The 20716-nt window shown below is 66.0% G+C and carries 21 protein-coding genes and 1 pseudogene; 19 read left to right on the forward strand and 3 right to left on the reverse strand.

What is annotated here, in order from left to right:
* Positions 1-320 precede the first annotated feature (320 nt).
* The 6 genes and pseudogenes from CcI156_RS19950 (at position 321) to CcI156_RS19980 (ending at position 5463) form a co-directional block, all read left to right on the forward strand.
* Positions 321-866 carry a hypothetical protein gene (locus tag CcI156_RS19950; protein ID WP_011437117.1) on the forward strand — a complete coding sequence of 182 codons (546 nt, stop codon included), beginning with the start codon at positions 321-323 and terminating at the stop codon, positions 864-866.
* Between the two features lie 62 nt (positions 867-928).
* The gene (locus tag CcI156_RS25925; RefSeq protein ID WP_023841739.1) at positions 929-1156 is read left to right on the forward strand and encodes a hypothetical protein; all 228 of its coding nucleotides are present in this window, start codon (positions 929-931) and stop codon (positions 1154-1156) included.
* Between the two features lie 290 nt (positions 1157-1446).
* Complete coding sequence (locus tag CcI156_RS19960; protein ID WP_011437116.1) at positions 1447-1860, forward strand: hypothetical protein; 414 nt, start codon at positions 1447-1449, stop codon at positions 1858-1860.
* Positions 1861-3065: 1205 nt separating this feature from the next.
* Positions 3066-3395, forward strand: a pseudogene (locus CcI156_RS27155) (SAM-dependent methyltransferase); the annotation flags it as partial.
* A gap of 8 nt (positions 3396-3403) precedes the next feature.
* Positions 3404-3967: a hypothetical protein gene (locus CcI156_RS19975; RefSeq protein ID WP_023841736.1), complete on the forward strand. Its 564-nt coding sequence runs from the start codon at positions 3404-3406 to the stop codon at positions 3965-3967.
* 53 nt (positions 3968-4020) lie between these two features.
* Positions 4021-5463: a recombinase family protein gene (locus tag CcI156_RS19980; protein ID WP_254847525.1), complete on the forward strand. Its 1443-nt coding sequence runs from the start codon at positions 4021-4023 to the stop codon at positions 5461-5463.
* A gap of 646 nt (positions 5464-6109) precedes the next feature.
* Here CcI156_RS19980 and CcI156_RS19985 read toward each other — a convergent pair.
* Entirely contained in the window at positions 6110-6916 is an 807-nt protein-coding gene (locus CcI156_RS19985; RefSeq protein ID WP_232235215.1) for a bifunctional 2-polyprenyl-6-hydroxyphenol methylase/3-demethylubiquinol 3-O-methyltransferase UbiG, read from the reverse strand.
* Positions 6917-7827: 911 nt separating this feature from the next.
* Here CcI156_RS19985 and CcI156_RS19990 point away from each other — a divergent pair.
* The 9 genes from CcI156_RS19990 (at position 7828) to CcI156_RS20025 (ending at position 15698) form a co-directional block, all read left to right on the forward strand.
* A complete protein-coding gene (locus tag CcI156_RS19990) occupies positions 7828-8262 on the forward strand; it encodes an NUDIX domain-containing protein (RefSeq protein ID WP_023841733.1) in 435 nt (144 codons plus the stop codon).
* A gap of 37 nt (positions 8263-8299) precedes the next feature.
* The gene (locus tag CcI156_RS19995; protein ID WP_076807514.1) at positions 8300-10189 is read left to right on the forward strand and encodes a radical SAM/SPASM domain-containing protein; all 1890 of its coding nucleotides are present in this window, start codon (positions 8300-8302) and stop codon (positions 10187-10189) included.
* A gap of 311 nt (positions 10190-10500) precedes the next feature.
* Positions 10501-10824, forward strand: coding sequence for a hypothetical protein (locus CcI156_RS26340; RefSeq protein WP_035913301.1), 324 nt, complete (start codon positions 10501-10503; stop codon positions 10822-10824).
* Between the two features lie 80 nt (positions 10825-10904).
* A complete protein-coding gene (locus CcI156_RS20005) occupies positions 10905-11594 on the forward strand; it encodes a 2OG-Fe(II) oxygenase (RefSeq protein WP_217697725.1) in 690 nt (229 codons plus the stop codon).
* Entirely contained in the window at positions 11578-12213 is a 636-nt protein-coding gene (locus CcI156_RS20010; protein WP_070982581.1) for a hypothetical protein, read from the forward strand. Before CcI156_RS20005 ends, CcI156_RS20010 begins: the two co-directional genes overlap by 17 nt.
* 11 nt (positions 12214-12224) lie before the next feature.
* Positions 12225-13124: a protein kinase gene (locus CcI156_RS20015; RefSeq protein ID WP_175637634.1), complete on the forward strand. Its 900-nt coding sequence runs from the start codon at positions 12225-12227 to the stop codon at positions 13122-13124.
* Between the two features lie 101 nt (positions 13125-13225).
* Positions 13226-13381, forward strand: a complete 156-nt coding sequence (locus CcI156_RS25935) for a hypothetical protein (protein ID WP_023841727.1) — start codon at positions 13226-13228, stop codon at positions 13379-13381.
* Positions 13382-13461: 80 nt separating this feature from the next.
* Positions 13462-14382, forward strand: a complete 921-nt coding sequence (locus CcI156_RS20020) for an HEXXH motif domain-containing protein (protein ID WP_023841726.1) — start codon at positions 13462-13464, stop codon at positions 14380-14382.
* Entirely contained in the window at positions 14379-15698 is a 1320-nt protein-coding gene (locus tag CcI156_RS20025; RefSeq protein ID WP_076807520.1) for a serine hydrolase, read from the forward strand. Before CcI156_RS20020 ends, CcI156_RS20025 begins: the two co-directional genes overlap by 4 nt.
* 313 nt (positions 15699-16011) lie before the next feature.
* On the opposite strand, the gene CcI156_RS20030 is transcribed toward CcI156_RS20025, so the two are convergent.
* Together CcI156_RS20030 and CcI156_RS20035 are read right to left on the reverse strand one after the other, a co-directional pair.
* The gene (locus tag CcI156_RS20030; protein ID WP_023841724.1) at positions 16012-16221 is read right to left on the reverse strand and encodes a DUF397 domain-containing protein; all 210 of its coding nucleotides are present in this window, start codon (positions 16219-16221) and stop codon (positions 16012-16014) included.
* The gene (locus CcI156_RS20035) at positions 16205-17083 is read right to left on the reverse strand and encodes a DUF5753 domain-containing protein (RefSeq protein WP_023841723.1); all 879 of its coding nucleotides are present in this window, start codon (positions 17081-17083) and stop codon (positions 16205-16207) included. Before CcI156_RS20035 ends, CcI156_RS20030 begins: the two co-directional genes overlap by 17 nt.
* 341 nt (positions 17084-17424) lie before the next feature.
* Between CcI156_RS20035 and CcI156_RS20040 the strand changes: the two genes are divergently transcribed.
* The 4 genes from CcI156_RS20040 to CcI156_RS20055 all read left to right on the forward strand — a co-directional run bounded on the left by CcI156_RS20040 (position 17425) and on the right by CcI156_RS20055 (position 20410).
* Positions 17425-18036, forward strand: a complete 612-nt coding sequence (locus CcI156_RS20040; RefSeq protein ID WP_023841722.1) for an ATP-binding protein — start codon at positions 17425-17427, stop codon at positions 18034-18036.
* Positions 18037-18131: 95 nt separating this feature from the next.
* Positions 18132-18614 (forward strand): hypothetical protein, encoded by a 483-nt coding sequence (locus CcI156_RS20045; RefSeq protein WP_070982586.1) that lies wholly within the window; start codon positions 18132-18134, stop codon positions 18612-18614.
* 874 nt (positions 18615-19488) lie between these two features.
* Positions 19489-19806, forward strand: a complete 318-nt coding sequence (locus CcI156_RS20050) for a hypothetical protein (RefSeq protein WP_023841720.1) — start codon at positions 19489-19491, stop codon at positions 19804-19806.
* Positions 19807-19900: 94 nt separating this feature from the next.
* Entirely contained in the window at positions 19901-20410 is a 510-nt protein-coding gene (locus CcI156_RS20055) for an SAM-dependent methyltransferase (protein WP_076807522.1), read from the forward strand.
* The last annotated feature ends 306 nt before the right edge of the window (positions 20411-20716 follow it).

The raw sequence follows: 20716 nt of genomic DNA on the forward strand, positions 1-20716 counted from the left end.
TCTGCCGTGCCCGGATTCTCGGGGGGATCCGGGCACGGCCATCCTCCATCCACCTTTTCCGACTTTTCCGAAGCTGTTGACAGAAAGCTCGAAGCGATTCAGAATCGTTGTTGTCCGGGATTGATCTGATCGGCTGGCGATAGCGGGACCTCGCCGCCTTTCTCGGATACCGACGGGTTTCACGGCCGTCCTGTCGGTACATTCTTGCGACCTCGCCCGTCTGCCCAGGCAGCCGGCATCGACCCGCAGCCTGATATTCGACGTCTCGTTCACCACTCTCATCGGCGTGCTATGGCGCGCGCCTTTTCACGGGGGATCTCATGAGTACTGCACGTTTCGCCGTCGCCGCGGTTCTCACTGGCCTGATCGGCCTCACCGGGCTCACCGGCTGCAACCTGGACGACACCTCCGTCTCCTCGACCGGCGCGACGGCCGCGCCCGGCGGTGCCGCGGCGGCCGGCGGGGCCTCCCAGGGGGCGAAGCAGGCCCAGTACGGCGAGGTACTCCAGGTCAGCAAGGGCGGCGAGGTCGCCGCGACGGTGAGCGTCGCCGCGCCGAAGGCGGTCCCGTCCTTCTTCTCGGGTTTCAGCAAGCCCACCAGCGGCCCGGCGTTCGCGACCTTCATGGTGTCGTTCACCTCGGCGAAGGCCGGCTTCGCCGTCAACCCGTTCGACTTCTTCGTCCGCACTCCGGACGGTGCGCGGGTCCAGCCAACGATCGGCTGCGAGCCGGCGTTCAACGCGGCGACCCTCGGCCAGGGGGAGAAGTACCAGGGCTGCCTGACCATCGACGCGGCCCACGGCGTCCTCGTCTACGCCTCCGGCCTGTTCGGCGCGACCGGCCTCGTCGAGTGGCCAGGCTTCTGACCGTCGACCGGCGGCGGCGAGCCACCCCGTACGACACACACCGAGGAGAAGAGAGATCCGGAATGGCCATCATCATGCGGCTCCCCGACGGTTCCATCGAGAGCATCGCGACGACCCACGGCGGYGCGGACGGCAGTCACCTTCGATGCGAACTGATAACCGTTCGACCGGGTGATGAGCGGTACGAGGAGCTGAACGCCCGGTTGGCGGGTCGCCCGCGCCGGGCGAAGAAGGCGCACGGCGTCCTCCGCCGCATCATTCGCGTCGTCCGTCCGGGGCGGCGGGCATGATCCGCCGCGGTGAGCAGCGGCTGGGGCACCGCTGCGGCCCACGCCGCGACCTGACCTGCATTGACGAGCAAGATGTCCATTTTTGTGGATGCACTTTTCTGGCCCGGCTCGGAGACCGTCATCCCAGGTCACGGAATTTTTGACATTCAGCAAGGAAAGGGCGAGGCCAGGGCCTCCGGGCCCCAGTCGGGCCGCTCTCCTGGCACTTCTGGCGTTCTCCAGACACGACCTACTTCTCCATGTAACAATACGATCATGAGCCTTTCGGCTGGCAAGAAGGGGAGAACCGCATGAGTAATGTCACGAATCTGACCGTTCTGATCGACAGCGAGCCCGCGCCGAGCGGCTGGATAAAGATCGACAAGGATCTCAATGCTGGCGCGGGCGGCGCTTATCTGTATTTCGCCTATGAGAAAGGTGCCGGAGATCCCATCACCAACATAATCTTCCTGCTCAACAAGGACGAGTCTGCTCCACCGAGCTATCACCGTATCGACGTCGATCTCAACAAAGGTGCTGGCGGCGCTTACATTTATGCTGCCTTCACTCGGGAGCCCGCCCTGGGCAGCCCGATAGAGGATCTGGATGTCATACTCGGTGACAACAGTGGGATTCAGCCGCAGGCACCGTGGCGGCGTATCGACGTTGATCTCAACAAGGGCGCTGGTGGTAAGTACATTTACCTTGTGTACAGAACCGCTTAAAAATCTAGGTTTTAGGTCGCTGACGAGTCTGTAGACGTAGCAAGGCGTACATACGGCCCCTGGCGCGCGCAGCTCAGGCGGCCATGAACGCGAAACCCCTCCCAGTCACGGGAGAACGGGCGGGGAGGGGTCTGCTGCGGGGAATCTTCCGGAACTGGATGTCGAACCGCTMAAAAGTCCGGRCTTCATAGCTGGGGACCGGGCCGTTGACTAATCTCACCATGTGCTGCCCGCCTGGCGTCACGAGATCTATGAACCAGTTGTGTCGGGATAGGCGGCGTCGAGGTGGCCTCCGACGGCGGTAGAGGGAATGCGTGCTGATTGCTACTCATTTCCTTCCGGTGTGAAGACAATCCATTCTCCGGGTTTGCGAACGGTGAAGCCGGATCTGTTCCGCGCGTGCGATGGAGACCTCGCGTGGAGTGGGCGTTGGCCCGTCGAGGAGGGCTGCCTTTCGTTCGGCTGCGGTGGCGGCCGGGATGCCACCGTCGGGTCGGGGCCGCGGGGGTTCCTGGGAGTCGGGTGACGATCCGATGGGTGCGTCGAGAAGATCGAGTTTGCGTTGGAGGACGGCGGGCTCGGGGCCGGTCTGGCTCGTCCGGGTGGATGCCGGGGTGTCGGGTGGAGCGGTAGCGTCACGGGGCATGGGCGCTCACGCGCCGATTGTGGGGTTTTCGGTGGTGACTGTCGAGGGTCTACCCGACTTCTCGGCRTAGCTATCGGGCTGGCCGCGCCCGGTCGACAGCCGGCCGGTTCGCAGAGGTGTTGCCCGTCCGCCGAGCCGTCCGCCGCCGGYGCGGCTGCTCGCCGAGCGGACCGGCCTGCGGACGGGGTTGTCGGCGGCGATGCGTCGGCGGGAGTTCGTCCCGGTGTACGACCGGGGCAGGTCCTGGTCGATGTGGCGGGTGCGCCCCTCTTCCACCCCGGCCCGTGACTACATCACGTCACCACCGGCCGTTACTGAATGGTAGGCGGGAAAATGTGGATCATGGTGTACCGCGGAGAGCCCCTAAAGCCGCCTGCCACCATCCGCAGGCGAAGCACCATAATTCAGTGACAACACATCCGTTCTCCCTCGGCACCGGCAGCGCCGCAGGTCAGCCGGCCGTCCGATGGAGGTGGCGGGGAACGCCGAGCATACCTAGACGCGATTGAGGGGCCGGGACGTGAGCGACAACCMGACGGATGACCGCTGGAACACGCCAGTGGAGCGGGTGGAGACGGTGGAGCGGGTGGAGCTGCGGACGGACGTGCCGCATTCCGCGCGGATGTACGACTACTTTCTGGCTGGCAAGGACAACTTCCCCGCTGACAGGGAAGCCGCCGAGYGGGCGCTGGAGGTATTCCCGGCCCTGCGCATCGCCGCCCAGCAGAACCGGGCGTTCGTCCACCGCGCCACCCTGTTCCTTGCCAAGGAGGCGGGTATCCRCCAGTTTCTTGACATCGGCACCGGCATCCCGACCTCGCCGAACCTGCATGAGGTCGCCCAGGGTATCGCTCCCGACACGCGGGTGATCTACGTGGACAACGACCCGTCGACCCCATGGACGCACACACCAGCAAGGCCCCGCGACTGTCGGACCCTCAGCGCCGTGCGCTGACCCTCGTTCACGAAGGCACCGTCTTCTACCGGGCCGACAGCTTCGGTCACGGCTACTTCTCGGCGCGCGGCGCGTCCGAGATCAAGCTCAACGCCCGGACGATCGACAGCCTAGTCAGGCACGGCCTGATCGTCGAGGTTCCTGACCGGTTCCGTGACCTGCGCGGGGGGCTGGTTCGTATCCGGCCCTACCGGCTGACCGGCGCGGGCCGCACCGCTCTGGGGCTTGTCGAGGAGGCTCCGTCCGGCGACGTCCCGGCGACGGTGGACGTTGCCGACGTCGAGGTTGGCATGGCCACGTCGCTGGGCTGGGTGGACTACGTCTCCCGGCTGGACGGTGGCGGGGCCATCGTCTACTACCGGCCGTTTGATCGGTCTGCGCTCACGTGCCGCGCGTGGCCTGCTGGGGAGCGGCTGACGCTCGTTTCCTGCCCGCACGTCCCCAACTTCTTCGATCGCTCCCGCTGTGCGAAGTGCGGTCACGAGCTGGGGAGCGTGGCCGCGTGAGGCCCAATATCACACTCTGGTCGGACACACGGGACACGGCGTACGGTTCTGGGGTGGTTCGCAAGCTGCGCACGATCGGCTACCGGCGGATCTCCGATGACCGTGAAGGGATCGAAGCCGGGGTCACCCGCCAGGACGAGGACATCCGGGAGCTGGCCGCCAGGCGTGACGATGTCGACCTGATCGACGTGCTGACCGACAATGACCTGTCGGCCACGAAGGACTACCGGCCGKAGTTCGAACACATCCTGGCCATGGCCGCCGCTCGCGAGATCGACGCGGTGATCTCGTGGACGTCGAACCGGTTCCTGCGCAACCGGCCCGACCGGATGCGCGTGATCGAGCTGTTCAGGGACCGCAACGTCATCCTGGTACCGGTCAAGGGCACCACCATGGACTTCACGTCCGCCGATGGCCGGATGATGGCCGACATCATCTTCTCGATCGACGCGGGCGAGGCCGAACGCACGGCGGAGCGTGTCTCGCGGGCCGCCCAGCAGCGGGCAGAGCAGGGCCGCCACCACGGCGGACGCCGGGCCTACGGCTACGGGCCGATCGTCGCCACCGACCACGCGGGCAAGCCGGTACGGGACTTCCACGCGGTCATCCCCGAGGAGACGGCGGTCATCCGCCGTATCGCCGCTGACGTGCTGGCGGGCGTGCCGTTGGGCGCCATCGCGCGCCAGCTTCAGGCGGACGGTGTGGYGACCGTGACGGGCCGTCCGTGGGACCCGACCACGCTCAAGGAGATGATGGTCAACCCGCGTCTGATCGGGATGCGCGGCTACCAGACCCGCAGCACGCGGCGCAGCACGGGAGCCATCGCGGTCATGGGCCAAGCGGCGTGGCCCGCTGTGCTGGACGTCGACACGTGGGASCAGGTCCGGGCGATCCTGACCGACGCACGGCGGCGGACCAACACCGATGCGCAGAAGGTGCGGCGCCTGCTGGCCGGGTTCGTCTACTGCGCGTCCTGCGGGCACAAACTGACCGGGAACGGCACGAACGGCACGCGGCTCTACTGCCAGCGGCGCGACGGCCGCTGTCCGGCCAAGGTCCGCATCGGGGAAGCCTTCCTCGTCGGGCTGGTCTCCGCTGCCGTGCGGAAGCGTCTGGACGAGCTGGTTCTCCAGCCTGCCGCGACGGAGGACCCTGGGGCCGCCGCGCTGGCGACGCTGGAGGCCCGCAAGAGCGCGCTGGCGGACCGGTGGGCGTCCGGGAAGATGGAAGACGACGCCTACGACGACGCCCACAAGGCCATCGTCCGCCAGATCCGCGAGACCGAGGCCCGGATGCACACCAGCGCGCGACGACGCGCCACGCTGCCCGTGGACGGCGCCGCGGGCTGGGACGGACTCGGCGAGGACATCGCGGCCAAGCGGGTCATCCTCACCCAACTGATCGACGGCGTGATCGTCGGCGGGAACGGAACCGTCGAGGGCGACAAGGCACAGCGCGTACGGATCGTGTGGCGAGACCTCAACGACCCCCGGTAGCCCCCCACCGCCGACGAAGGCCCCCGGCAGCTTGCCGGGGGCCTTCGTCATACCTGCCCGCCATGGCGGCTGAGAGCCACGCTGGCACGCCGAACCGCCCTTCCGGCCCCCTCTTCCCCCCTGCTGCGTCCGTGGACTTGTTGGCGGGCCGAGCGTGCGGGGCCAAAGAGTCGGCGGGAGTGCCACCGTCACGGGGGCGCCGTTGCCCGCGCCGTGACGGAGGCACGCTGTGCACGATCTCGACAGCTCGAACGGGGCGCGCGGCACCGTGCCGGCAAACGCCCCCAATGGGACAGGATGCGATGGCACAGCGGGATCGTGCAAAGCCAGCGGCACAGCGCGTCCGGGACACCAGGGCCTTGACCTGCGACGCTGTGACACGCGCGGCCGATGCCAGCGATCAATGGTCCACATTGACCAGTCCGCGACCAGTCCGCTGTGACTACCCGCGCTGGGCGCCCAATCTGCACAGCGATCTTGCACGACAACCATGGTTGTCGGAGCACGGGCGACAACGACGGTTGTCGCATGGCCGACGACGGGCTCACCACCACGAACCGGCCGCGCGTGTCCCTCGCCAGTTGCGCTGAGGCGCCGCCAGAGTGCCTGAGGCATCCCGACGCGCTGGACAGGTCAGCCGATAGCCCTACGGCTTGCGGGCCACGCCGATGACATGAGCGCTCGTTCCGAGCATCGACGGTTCGGTTTCGGTCAGGCGGACCGCCCTGAGCAGATCGCCAGGGTCGGCCATCCGCTGTTCCAGGTCGCCCARCAGCCAGGCGAAACCCTCCACCGCGACCAGGCGGATGTCCTGGTAGCCGGCGAGGTCGAACTCCGCGCGCAGCTCCTCAGGGTGGTGAAAGTAGGCCCAGAAGCCGCCGGCGGCCGACTGGGCTGGGTCCTGGCTGAGGCCGACACGCAGGTTGCGGTCAAAGTCGTCCCAGATCTCGCCGCTTCCCAACAGGCCCTTCTTCGTCGCGTCGAGGACCCAGGCGTGCCGGGCGATGACCTCGACCAGAACCTCACCACCCGGCCGAAGGACCCGGGCCGCCTCGCGCAGCGCCGCGACCCGGTCATCCCGCTGGACAAGGTGATAGAGAGGGCCCATCAGCAGCACGACGTCGGCCGTCTGATCGGCAACGGGAAGACGACGGGCCTCACCCAGCTCGACGCGAAACGGCGCGTGCGGTTGCGACCGGGACCGGGCCCGCGCCCTCTCGACATGGCGGACGACCGGGTCAACAAGGAGAACGTCATAGCCGCGCCCGGCAAGATGCGCCGCGTGCGTCCCCGGACCGCCACCGACATCCACAACACGGCCGTGCCCGGGCAGGAACCGCGCGAAGATGTCCCAGGTCCGCAGCCGGACCAGGTCACCCAGGCCCGGCCGCCACAGACGGTCGTCCTCGTCAACCAGCTCATACCGGGCCCTCACCCGGCTATCGATCTCCACCCGGCCCAGTATGGAAAGCCCGCCCACGCTTGGCGATCTGTTTTGCCTGCCCCGCCGCGACCGCAGCCTTCCGCTTCGCAACCACTGTCACAGCGACTTGCCTCCAGATCAATGGAAGATCAAGACCTTCGGCCCTGCCAGTCGATCTGAGGCGTCGCAGCTCATGCCATGATCGTGCCTCGCCAGCGTTGGCGGACGGCACCCGGGGATGGCTCCCCATGGCATCAGAGATTCCCGCCGGGGCGCAGCTACCGGACCCGTGACGAAGCCGTGAGGCACCTCCTCGGCGATCTACATCACCGGGCCAAGCAACGGCGTCGGTCCGGACTGGTGGCCGACCCGGCGTCGGGGCCGCTGACGGAACGTGATCGGAGTCCAGGTCCGGACTCGGACTCACTGGTCGCCAGACAGACCGGTCCGAATCGCGTTCCCCGGCATCGTTGTAAGACTCCCAGATCCAAATCAGGACCAGGCCCGCCGGCTTGCCGGGGCCGCGGTGGCGTCCAGTCTGCATGACGCCGGATCGGGTGCCCACCAGTCGGCCATAGGGCTGTGAACTGGGAAGACCTCGTCAGCTGCCCGCAAGCCTGCTCACCGATCGAGCCGATCAGGTGACCCAGCGGCTCGCGCTTCGGCCCGCATCTTCTCAGAGTGAGCACGAAGTCACGCTCGTCCCGATAGACTCGGCGGGCGTCGCTGGACCCGACGCGTATGCAGTTGCGTCATGATCAGCAGCTCGGCGGACTCAAGGTGGTGCGGGACTGTGATGGTGACCGTTCTATACTTGCCGCTCGCCGGAAACGATGATCGCATGGGCTCTCGCCATGGGATCGCGACTCGCGGTGGCGCGCTCGGTCGACCAAAGATGCGGTGAGCCGCGCCTCCTGACTCCAACAAGAGGAGAGTTCTTCATGCCCGAAAAGAGCATCAAGGAAAAAGTGTTGTGTTATATTGTGCGCGATGGCAAGTTGCTGGTGTTCCGGCACACCGACTATAGCTACGAGGAAGTTGGCATCCAGGTGCCGGCCGGCAGCATCCGCGAGGGCGAGACCCCGGAGAAGGCAGCCCTGCGGGAGGCGCGCGAGGAAACGGGCTTGACGGACTTCAAGATCGTGCGCAAACTCGGTGAGGTCGAATACGACATCAGTCCGTATCGGTTCGAGATACAGCGCCGCCACGTCTTCCATCTTGAGATCACCGAGCCCGCGCCGGACCGGTGGGCCAGCCAGGAAGACCATGACGGTGAACAGGAGCCCACCCACTTCGAGTGCTTCTGGGTGCCACTGGAGGCGGCCCACATTCTTCAGTCCGGGCAAGGAGCTTTGCTAGGGCGCCTGTACGACTGAGACCCTTTGCTTTCCCTCGGCACTATGGAGGCAGGTCATGAGTCACAATACCGGGCAGCGGGAAGAAATTGACCTGCTTTACCGGAGCTTGGATGTGGCAGACTCTGCGAGTGCCGTTTCGGTGATTCTGAAGTTGCGCGGCGAGACCTGTAACATCGATTGTCTCTACTGCTATGAGAAGCGCAAGGCGACCCCGGGAGGGGCGCGGATCGACGCCGGTCAGGTACACCGGCTCGCTGAACTCTTCCGGGGTAGGCGTATCGTTGTGGAGCTACACGGCGGGGAGCCACTTACTGCCGGTATTGCTCACGTCGCCGACGTGCTCTCTGCTCTCGCGGCGCAGCCCTCGGTCGTCGGTGTTTCACTTCAGACCAACGGCGTGCTCTTGGATGAGCAGTGGTTGGACCTCTTCGAGGAGGTCTGTCCCGACTTGCGGATCGGCATCTCGTTGGACGGGGATTCTGAAGGAAACAGATGGCGGGTCGGCTACGACGGCAGGCCCGTGTACCCGCGCGTGGCCGCAGCCTTGCAACTGCTGGCTGACCGCGGCCGTCAGGCGGGCGTCATCTGTGCCGTCACTCCGTCCATCCTGAGCCGRGCCGAGGCTGTCCTAGACCATATCGCCGGATTCCATGCGGTTAACGCGGTCAGTTTCGTTCCGTGCTTCGACGCCTCCGTCCGACGTCCCACCGCGGTTCCGGGCCGTCGCCTACCGATCAGTCGACAGCTTCAGCAAGCCCATGTTGCGGATGAGACAGATCCAAGTTGGGCGATCGATCCGGACCAGTACGCCGACTTCGTGATCGCAGCTACGATCCGCTGGATCAGCGCCGGGTATTTCACCCGTATGAAGYTGGAGCCGGCCGTGTCGACGATCAGGCGCCTACGTAGCCTCGACACAACCTTCTGCCATTTCTCGAACTTGAAGTGCGACCACGTCTTCACGCTCTACCCCGACGGCCGGCTCGGTAGCTGCGACGAGCTGCCCTGGCCGCAAGCTCGCCTAACTGTGCTGGACCAGACAGCCGACATCGAGCAGGTGGCCGGCGCGCAGCAGCATTCGACGATCCTCGCTGGGGCCAGGAACCTGATGGGTCGGTGCGCGACCTGCGAATATCGAACTGCCTGCGGAGGTGGATGCCTCGCCTCCCGATTGCGCAGTGACCTAGCTGGAGACCAGGACGCCTACTGCGATTATCGCATCCGAATGATCRACGGAATCGCCGCGTTGCTTGCGCAACCTGCCGACCCGGCGGGCGCATGGTGTCAAACCTTGCGTTGGAGTCCGAGAGAACCGAATAGCATGCGGGATATCGCCGCCTTCCTCGCGCGCTGGAACAACCCGGATGCGCCACGGGAAGACGTGCGCATTCATACCAGCTTGGAAGGAAACATCAACACGGTAGGTCTATCCGGCGTCCACGAGGCTGACGACCTCGACCCCGCACATCCCCGATGGCACGAGGCAATTGAGCCCGGCATCCGCTCCCTCGTCGACGCTGTCACTTGCGACTGGCGACTCGTCACCTACGACAGCTGTGAAGGTCACAGCTACACCGGCCGGGAACTGCCTCCTGCCGAACGACGGGTCGGAATCCTGCCGCGTGACCGGGCTGAATATGCAACAACCGCAGCTGCTCTCTGCCGAGTGGCGATGACCGCTCAACCCGAGCTTCCGGAACAATCTCAGCWACTCGTCGGCCGCTGTGATCTGACGTGCGAGGCCACGGGGCGGACCACGCCCGTTCTCGACCTGCGGCTGCGACCGGCACCCGGGGCTAGTTGGTCGGCGTACTTCGCCGCCGTGGACACTGCAACGAACGTGCTCGTGGCCGCGCTACGTCGCGAGAAGCCGACACCTGGATCTGTCTGCGCCTGCTCGGTGCAACCTGCAACAACCGACCGGCTTGCCTTGGACGCAACGTGACCGGCGGCGGTGACGTGTCGACGATCCATCAGCTTCTCGGACGGATCGTATACTTTCATGCGCTCTTCATCGAGCCCGCCCTTCCGGTCGCGTCCGTAGATCCGAGTCTCGGGTCTCCGTGCTGCAACCACCATTCTGCCCTCAGCCGCCGCCCCACCGTTGAGAGACTGCTGGCGTCGACTGCTTGGGCTGCCATTGCCGAAGTCGCTGCGACCATCCCCGCGTTTCGGCGAGACTGCCCCGGCCAGGGAAGCGATTGCTGCGCGACCTGTTGCGTGAGGGGGTCGGCCGAGGCTGTCGCAGCGTGCTGGGTGGAGACCGAGTACCACGCCTACCACCACGTCCAGCCTGGCGAAGCGATCGTCCGTGCGTGCCAGCGGGCAGCGGCAGACCGCCTTGGCCGTGTCTTCGCCGCACAGCACCACGTTTCGTGTCGGGTGATGGCCGAGATCGAGACCAGAGCCGACAGGCTGACTCTGCCGAGCGCGGACGAGCTGCCGTTGATCGGGGAACTCTTGGCGCTGTGGGATGACCTGAGCGCGACGGCTCAGCGTCCGGTTGTCGGCTGGCTCAACCACTGTGCCGGCCTCGATGACGTCCGTCGCGTGCTGCTTCGTACGGGGAGCCAGTCGTGATACATATGGCCGAGACAGTAGGTGTCGGCAGCGTCGAAGGGTTTCTTGACGCCAAGGAACGGACCCGTCTCGTCGCGATCATGGCGGGTTTCCTGGATGGTCAGCACTCAGCCCGTTTCGGTGACGCTCGCACCACGTCCATCCACGAAATCCCCGGCCACTCCGCCGAGCAGGCCATGGCCGTCTACGAGCCGGCTGGCCGCGTCGAGGTTGCACACATCCCGAGCGAGGCCGAAAGATTACTGCAACGCGCCTTCAGCCGCGCCAAGCCGGTGCTCGCACGAGTCATGCCGTCTATCACGGCGTGMCGTCCGTGGACCTACGTCGAGTACGGCCCCGGCCAGCACATCACCGCACACCTCGACGGGATCGCTCCTGACCCACTCCGCTGGCCGCGCCAGATTGCCGGGATCAGCGTCCTGATCGACGATGCGGACGCAGGCGGAGCCTTCTATGTCGAGACCACTTCCAGCAACCACCTGTGGAGCCCTCCCCTTGGGGATGCCTCAGTCCACGGATACACGCCCGGGATGTGCCTGGCCCACGACGGTGCCGATCACTCCGCAGACTGGTTCACCAGAATGCCCCKCACACGGTGGAGCGTGACGCCCGCGCCGGGAACGGCGTTGTTCTACGGCTCCCAGCTGRCCCATGGCACCGAGCCAGTGATCCGAGGCCGAGTTGCAAAGTTCATCAGTTGGCTCATCTCCGAAGCCGGCCACCAACCTTCGATACGGTCCGGAGGTAACGGGCATGCTCCTGGCCATTGAGGGGATAGCCGGCGCAGGAAAGAGCACCGTACGCGACCGCGTGCTTGCCGCCGCGGCCGCTGAGAACATCGCTGTTGCACACATTGGCCAATTCTCCTGGCTCTCTCTGGACGCCACCCGCACCATCATCGAGCTTCGAGCGGGCCGACCGGCCCCGGACCTGCGGGACGCCACCCGCGCCGTACGTCTGGACCTGGAACTACACGCCCGACACAACCTCATACCGGCACTGTCGCGTGGGTCCGTGATCGCTGACCGACTCATTCTGTCCACAGCTTGTCTACTCGCGTTGCTGTACCAGGAGGCTGTTGATGACTTCGTGCAGCAGTTGGCCGATGCCACCCCTGCCTGCCCACAGCTCACAGTGCTCCTGACCACCCCGCCCTCAGTGTGCGAAAGCAGGCTTGGCCACAGGACCGCAGCGCGCCGCTTCGGCGAAGACCCCGCCACAGCAACCCAACTCGCCGACCTCTACCAGCGGGCTGCGACTATCTGGACCCAGACCACCCGTCTTCCCGTGCTGCGATATCCCTGCACCATCGAACACGACGTTGACCGCGTGGCGACCGACTGCCTGGACTATCTGCGCCAAGCCCCTCAGATCGTGGCCGGGACATGAGGAACGACATCATGCGCCTGCATCCGCTGCATCCAGCGTCCTGGGTACTCGACCAGGTCCACGCCGCCGGATGGCAAGTGCACGACCTGCTGGCATTTACCCGCGCCAGCACCCTCATCCTCGCCAGCCGCGCCAGCCTGCCGCCGATAGTTCTCAAGGCCGGTTTCGGAAGCAATCACGTGCTGGCGGAACTCGACGAGGACGAACGGCCAGCCGCCTATGGCTTCTACTGGTACATCGAACTGACAGAGGAACAGCGGGCATTGACCCGCGAAGACTTCCGCCACGAGATCGACCTCGCCCGCGACGCCTCCGACGCACCTCACGTTGTGTCACTGCTCGAAACCGGCCAGACCGATCGTTTCGACTGGTACACCATGCCTTACTATCCGACCGGAAACTTCCGATCTCTGATCATCCAGAGCGTCGCCATGGATCTCCGCTCCCAACTCGCCGGACTAAACATCCTCGCTGACGTTGCCAGCGGACTCGACGCCCTTCATACACGCGGGATCGTGCACCGAGACGTTTATCAGGAAAATATCCTGATCCAAGACGGCCGCGGGTACGTGACGGATCTCGGTGCCGCGCGCCGCACCGGCATCCCTCGCGGGCCTGTGAGCCGGGGCCCGGAGGTGCACTGGCCCCCCGAGTACGCCAYGGCCTACAACACCGCAACGGAAACTGCCGACGTCTTCAGCCTCGCGGTCCTAACCTATCGATTCCTCTGCGCAGACATTCCCCGCTACGGAAGTGCCCCCAGGCTCTCCGCTGTCCCATCGCCCCTTCGGGACTTGATCGTCGCGGCACTTGCCCCCATACCAGGTGACCGGCCCGCAATGGGTGACCTGCGTGATGCCCTGCACCAGGCCGCCGCAGATGCTGCTGCGCCGGTTCACCACGACGGATGAGACTCTGACGAAAGGACTCGGCGATGCCAACGTCGCGCGCACCCCCAATCCCAGCGAACCACCCTCCTCACACATCCCCACCATCAAGAAGGATGGCCAACATGGACAGCGACGACCGGTTCAACGACTTCCTCGCCGCCGTGGAGAACCTTCGCGGTGACGACACGGGTGTCCGAACCACTTCCCACACCTCCAGCGTTTCGGCCGACGGCTGGACAACCGGCACCGAGACGGACCCGTCCTCGACGCAGGCGTAGAAGCCCACGCCGACCGTGGCATGCCCTGGGGTCAGGATTCTTCTGGCCCCAGGGCTCACACTTGACTCGGGAGCCCGACCGTGGACGTGCAGGCTGCCTTTGCCTTCGCGCCTATCCACCACCTACACCAGAAGCGGACCCGCCGAATTCGCGACCTCGTCGATCCGGCTACCACGTGTTCCACCTACGCTTCCCTTACCCGGGCCTCTGTCGCAACCGCCTACACGCTTGCCCACCATGTTCTTCAAGGGGCAGAGGCAGCTGCTCGTGACCGCGAACCCGCCATTTTCGACTGGTACAGACAACATCCCGACGCGAACGCCCCGGCGCTGTCAACACCTACGGCAGTCGGACCGCGCGTCGTTGTGGCCCCTGACTTGGCCCGCCTGTCCCGCTCAGAGATCTCCGAGACGCCCTACTACGTTCTTGGCCCCGGTACAGTCTCGGCCCCCGACAAGCTGAGGGAGATCGCGAGCGCCGCGTACGCCGTGGCAGCCGAGATCGGCTTTGCGGACCTGCTTGCTGGCCACGCCGTCGTGCTCTGCCTCCTTCGCCAGAAGTCCGTCGGTGACACCTTGGATAGCTGGACCATCACCCGACTGCCGGGCACAGTCTTCTGCGATCATTACGGTGAGCCCGCCGTACTCGCCCGCGACCTCGTCCATGAGGCTGGGCACAACTGGCTCAACGACGCGTTCGCCGCCACKGGCTGTACCTTGCCTGAGGAACCCCGCTTCTTCTCTCCGTGGAAGGGGACCAACCGCCCCGCCTTCGGCTTCTTGCACGCGTGCTGGGCCTTCCCGCTTATGATGATTTACACGTCCCGCGTTCTGGGATCTGCGGAGGGCGCCATTGCTCGGTTTCTGACTGGCTATCTCGACGAGCAGCGCCGCTTCCTCGCGGCCACCATCCACGACCACGCGCAGGCTCTCGCCCTCGTCGATGACGTTGGGCTACGTGGCTGTCTGCACACCATCTACCAGGAGGCCCTAGCCTTGTGACCGCCGCTATTGTGGAGGATCAGAGCCCTGGGGTTTCCCTGCTCGTGCGTCCACCGGACGAGCCGCCCGTACACGCGCACGTCGGCAAGGCTCGCCTCGAACACAACGTCGCCATTGACCGGACAACGACATTCAACATCGGCTCGGCAGGTAAGCAGATCACTGCTTACCTGATCGTTCAGGCGGCTCGGGAAGGCAGGCTGGCTCTCGACCAGCCTGCGCGGCATTTCCTGCCTCGCCTTCAGATACCTGGCCTCACTGTCGCGGATCTCGTCGTCCACCATGGCGGCGTCCGCGATGCCGAGACCCTGCTGTCTCTGGCCGGATTCCGTGAGCTGGACCACTACACCGCCGACGATCTTTTGGGACTGGCCTACCGGCAGACCAAACGAGCGGTCCCACCGGGCCGTTTCCTCTACAGCAACACCGGCTATCTCCTTCTCGCGCAGATCCTCAGGGCTGTTCATGGGACCGGCCTCGACGAACTTGCCCGGACCCTGCTGTTCTCCCCGCTCGGCATGCCTTCCGCGCACTTTAAAGCCGATCCTCGCGAAGTAGTCCCCGGGGCCGCCGCCAGCTACCGGCCTACCGGCAACGGATGGGAACATTGCGAAACCCCGGTCGCTCTGCCCGGACCGGGATCGCTGTGGTGCAATGTGGACGACCTGGACCGCTGGCTTGGCTTTCTCCAGCAGGAATGGAACGAACCCCGTCAGGAATCGCTACCCTTTGGAAAGGAAATCTCCTATCGGGCCAGCGACCATCAACCCCATCTGTACGGCCCGGGCCTATACGCTGACCCTCGGCCCGCACGTGGCACCGTCTTCCACCACGGCCACGAACAGGGATTTTCCGCATCCACCCACCTCACGTACGAGGGCCTGCACGTCGTTTGCCTATCCAACCATGCCGAAATCGCCGCAGACCATATCGCCRCCGGGGCTCTCGCGGCCCTCCGAGGTGATCCTAACCAAGACATCGCCCGCTTCCTCACACAGGTAGTCGACGCACRCCAAAAGGCCGCGGTTCCGGCTGGGCCGTCCGACCCACATGACCGCGAAGCGGCGCAGCACACCAGCCTTGGCGCATACATTTGCGACCAAGTCCCTGGCAGGCTCCAACTCTCACGACACAATGGGGATCTTTATCTGTGGCGCCGTGGCACTCGCGACCGCCTCACCCGCACCGGGCCCACGACCTACAYGGCCGCAGGCTACATTCTGACCCTGGACAGCGAATCCAACGAGCCGCCCCGCAGCTTCATCTTAGATCTCGAACGCGCACCGGCCCTCCACTACGAATCTGTACGATCCTAGAATGGTGGCCACAAAGAGTGCCCCTCACGTATCGCCCTCGTGATCGACGACGTGGTYGGAGAGCCACGAGGTCCGAGCACCTTTGCCGCTCAAACACGGAATCTACACGCTTGTCTAGCATGCGTGGATGCGCGTTGGTTTTGCGTCGCCCAGATTTTGATAGGACGACTATCAAGGAAAGCTGTACGACACCGTCACGTGGTCTGGACTGATCGCGTTCGCGTTCTTCACAGCAAAGCGGGCGTCGCTGGGCGTGGGAGACCCCCGCCTGCGACGCCCGCGCGCCCGGTCCCGGTGGCCGCCGGGCCTGGTGTCAGGAGCCGAACTCGCCGTCGCGGACGCCCGCGACGAACGCGGCCCACTCGGCGGCGGTGAAGACGAGGGTCGGGCCGCTACGGTCCTTGGAGTCCCGGACGGCTCGGCCGCCGTCAGGCAGGTCGGCGACTTCGACGCAGTTGCCGCCGTTGCCGTTGCTGTAGCTGCTCTTGCGCCAGTGGAGCTGGCTGTCACGTAGCGTGGTCATCGTCGGTACCTTCCATCGCGTCTGCGATCACCCGTCGCGATGCGTTCTCATCGTAGGCGGATGCCCGAAGCCTATCCATCCGCTCTCGGTACTGGCTGACGTCTCCGGGCCGGTCGAGGTAGAGGCTTCCGGTTGCCTGGTCGATGTAGACGATCTCCGGTGCGTTGTCGCCGTCCGGGAAACCCAGCAGGACGAACGAGCCGCCCATGCCCGCGTGCGCGCCCAGGTGGAACGGGAGTACCTGGATCGTGATGCCGGGACGGCGGGAGATGTCGATCAGGTGGGCGAGCTGGGCGCGCATCACGTCTGGTCCGCCCACGGTGCGGCGGACGGCGGCTTCGTCGAGGATCACCCAGAGCTGCGGCGGCGGGTCGGCGGTCAGTACCTTCTGGCGGCCGAGCCGGAGTTCGACGGCGCGGTCGATCTCGGCGTCGCTGACCTGTGGCGTCGCGGCCTGCATGACCGCGCGGGCGTAGTCGGCGGTCTGGAGCAGGCCGGGGACGAGCAGTACCTCGAACGTCGCGATGTAGCTTGCCTCGGCTTCGAGTCCTACGTAGACCTCGAACCAGCGCGGCACGACGTCCCCGTAGGTGTGCCACCAGCCGGGCTGTCGTGTCTCCTTGGCCAGCGCGAGGATCGCCTCTCGGCGGGCGTCGTCGGTGATGCCGTAGGCGTGCAGGAGATCGCTGACGTCGATTGCGCGGAACGAGACGAGTCCGTTCTCCATCCGACTGATCTTGGCCTCGGAACCGCGGATGGCCTTCGCCGCTTCCGCTGCGGTCAGACCGGCCGCTTCGCGCAGCTGCCGTAGTTCGAGGCCGAGTCGGCGTCGTCGGACCGTTGGCCCCGATCGTGCTGCCACGTCCCCTCCACTGCGTGTTGACCAGGTGACGTCACAGTCTGGCACCGTCGCGTCCCTCCCTGGCCACAGGGACCACAACAAGTTCAAATGTACTTCCGAGCGTACTTGCATCCGGAAGTGCACAGGGTCATGATGCCCTGGCAGGGGACGATCCGTGCAGATCAGGTCACGCAGGCCGCACCACGGCACGGGCTGTCCCCCGCACAGTCCGCTGTCCCCGCCGGACGTACCGCCGCAAGGCAAGGCCCGGCGGGGACAGCGCCAGGCCAGCGACGACGGGCGGGGATGATCTCGTGTGCCATATCGACCGGACACCGGCCAGACACGATCAGGGGCTCGGCATGACAGCGGCCGACCCGTCGCCGGTGGTCCGTGTGGCCGTGGCGCACTTCCCCCCGACAGCCGCCGCAGTCCCCGAGGTGCGTACGAGCACGGTCCGCACGCTCACGGAATGGTCGGTGGACACGGACGCCGTCAGTAGCGCCGAACTCGTCGTGTGTGAATTGGCCTCGAATGCGGTGAAAGCGAGCCGCCCGGAAGACGTGGTGGCCATACGGCTTACCGCCACAGGCGGGAACGTCCTTGTCGAAGTGTGGGACGGGAACGACACCGCTCCCCGTATCGAAAGCCCGGACGTGTTCAGCGAGGACGGACGTGGCCTGTTGATGGTCGACGCGCTGTCGCGCCAATGGTCGTGGTGGAGAGTAAAGACCGGMGGAAAAGTTGTCTGGGCTGAGATTCCCGGTGGTTTGCGGACCGCGCCGCCGACGCAGGCCCCTACGCCGATGCCGACGCGGCGACCGAGGGTCGGGCCGCAGCCTACCGCACCGGTCGTCTACCGCACCGACCCGGAGACCCTGCGGCGGGTCGCTGACGCGCTGCGCGCGCTGGACCCGTGGCACCAGACCCCGACCGGCCGACGCTCGCCCGAAGCCATGACACACCGGGCCTGACGCATCGCAACCTGACCGGGAAAGGGGGGAACATGGGGCGAGCTGGGGGAAGAGCGGAACAGAATGCGCTACGGGTCCACCTGTTGCATGCGGGAATGACGCAGGCTGAGATAGCAGGTGAGTTCATCCGACGTTATCAACTTCGCCCCCGCGCCGCTTTCCGCCACGCGCACGGCTGGACGCAGCTACAAGCCGCCGACCATATCAACCGGCAAGCGGCCCGTCTCGGCCTTGACCCGGACGGCAGGGCTTCCATCACCGGCCCCTATTTGTGTGAACTGGAGCACTGGCCGGATACGTCTGCGCGGCGAAGGCTCACCCCGCAGATTCTCGCGCTGCTGGCGACCGCGTACGGCACCGACGTTCACCGGTTGGTGGACGCCTCCGACCGCGTACGGATGCGGCCGGCGGACCGGCTGGTGATCGACGCCATGACGTGCGTGCGCCAACCGGCCACCTGCCCCCGCTGCCGCCGCCGGGAACCAACCGCGACGCCCCGGATGCCGAGGGCGCGGCCGGACGCGCTGGCGTCGTCCGGGAGCCTCGCTGTGTCGGCATATCCCCTGCCCATCGGGTAGCCGTACCGGTCTCCGTGCCGGTCCCCTGTTTGAGCGGCGACCCCGCAAGGGCGCGCCGCTGGCGCAGGCCACCGGCTCCGCTGGGACTGCCCGAGGACAGCCCGACTCGTAGCCCTACAGGCCACGTGTTCACATCTGGACGGCCCCCGGCCGCTGGGCATCCGCACGCTCGCAGGCTCCCACATGGGTCCGCTACGTTCCCCCCGTTCGGTATGAATTGTCCAACTTCCCGTCCGTCCGCCCACCGGACCACCCATCGGCCCGCCCACCGGACCACCCGTAAAGATGGGTGGGTCTGAGATGCCGACCTGGCGCAGCTCRCAGCACCTTCCACACCCACCCAAACACTCCGCGACTTAAATACCMAACGGGTACTGTTCAAAGTATAAGAGCGGGCCGCGGATGCGTGATGTGGTCCCTTTCTGTGCAGTTCTCCGGTAGCGAGGACAGCTCGCGCGCTTTACGGCGAGCGACAGCCGTAGCTGTCGGACCTTCCTGACAGCGGCATCTGGCGCGGACGCCAGCAGGCCCACAGGGAACCCCTCTTTACTGTGATCTCGCTCACATACTTGTGTCGGGTTCGCGGTGAATGTTCCGATTTGCCGGATGTCCCAACCGATGCCCCGTCCGTGGCCCCAACGGAGGCCCCAACGGTGTACCTGCTTAGTGGGTACACCCGGGGTGGCGCATCTGCGCAGCTCAACGGGCATCTGACCCGTACCCAAGCAGGCCAAGACTTTAATGCCACTACTGGCATCGTATCTAATCATGGCCACGGGGCAGGGGTGGTTGACGGAATGCGTGCACTTGGCAGGAACGGATAGTGCGGTTAGCGTTTATTCGCCGAATTCCCCCGCCCGTTCTGTGAGGTGCCGTGGTCGATCCGTCCCGTCTCCGCCGTCCCGTCTCCGCCGACTCGCACGACAAACCAGCGCAGACCGGAGACGGGCCGCCGCAGACCAGCGCGGCKGACACAGACAGGGACGACGTCACAGCGGTGCCGGACGCCGGCGGACCGACGCTCCGCTCGACGGCCAGCACCCGGGACGCCCACGATGCCGAGTCGGACGGCGACGACGCCGACGCGGTAGCGCGCTGGATGGCCGAAACGCTCGCCGAGGCCCCGCCCGTCCCGCCAGCGGTCGCCGCCCTCATCGCGGGCGTGCTCGTCCGGCGACCACCCGCCGCCTAACCTCCCGAGCAAGGGACCGCCGTCGCCTACGCGCCCAGAACACCGCCATGCGCGCCCATCGGCGCTCACGGCCGACATGCGAGTACGACTTGCCATGTGTAACCAAAGGGTGGTACCGATCGTCCTCGTGCACGCTCGCGCCCTGCTGACCRGCACACCCGAGGGTCGTATCGCCTATCTGAACGCCGACCTGCGGGAACCGGGGAAGATCCTGGCTTCGGCCGAGGTACGCGACACGCTCGACCTGAGCCGCCCCATCGCGCTGTCCCTGATCGCGATCATGCATTTTCTTCCCGATTCCGATGATCCCTACGGCCTTGTCCGTCGCTACCTCGACGCCCTGCCCTCGGGTAGCTATCTGGCGTTCACTCACTGCACGGCCGATGCCGCGCCGGGGGAGGCCGGACGGCTTGTCGAGGTCTACCGGCAGCGGGGGATCCCCCTCACGACGCGTACCCGCGCCGAAGTCGAACGTTTTTTCGACGGTCTGGAGCTCGTCGAGCCGGGAGTGCAGATCGTCCATCGCTGGCGGGCCGAGGTGACCCCGGACGGCCCGACCGATGCCCAGGTCAGCTGGTACGGCGGTGTCGCCCGGATGCCCTGAGCACTGACCCGCGCGAGCGTTCACGAGGTCGGGTCCGCATGATCGCGCGGTGGTCCCATGCGCGGTGGTCCCATGCGCGGTGGTCCATGCGCGGTGGTCCCATGCGCGGTGGTCCATGCGCGGTGGTCCCATGCGCGGTGGCCACGTTGTGGGGGGCAAGGCACGGTCCAGGGGACCGTGGACCGTGCTCAGGTCCTGCGCATTCACCGGCCGACGTGTCGGACCCGGGTGGGATGGTGGCTTTCGTCGCCGATGACGGTGGTGTAGTCTGTGAACCGAGTACACAGCAATCAAGTATGCGGCGAT

It is taken from the genome of Frankia sp. CcI156, from assembly GCF_001983015.1.
Taxonomy (GTDB): domain Bacteria; phylum Actinomycetota; class Actinomycetes; order Frankiales; family Frankiaceae; genus Frankia; species Frankia casuarinae.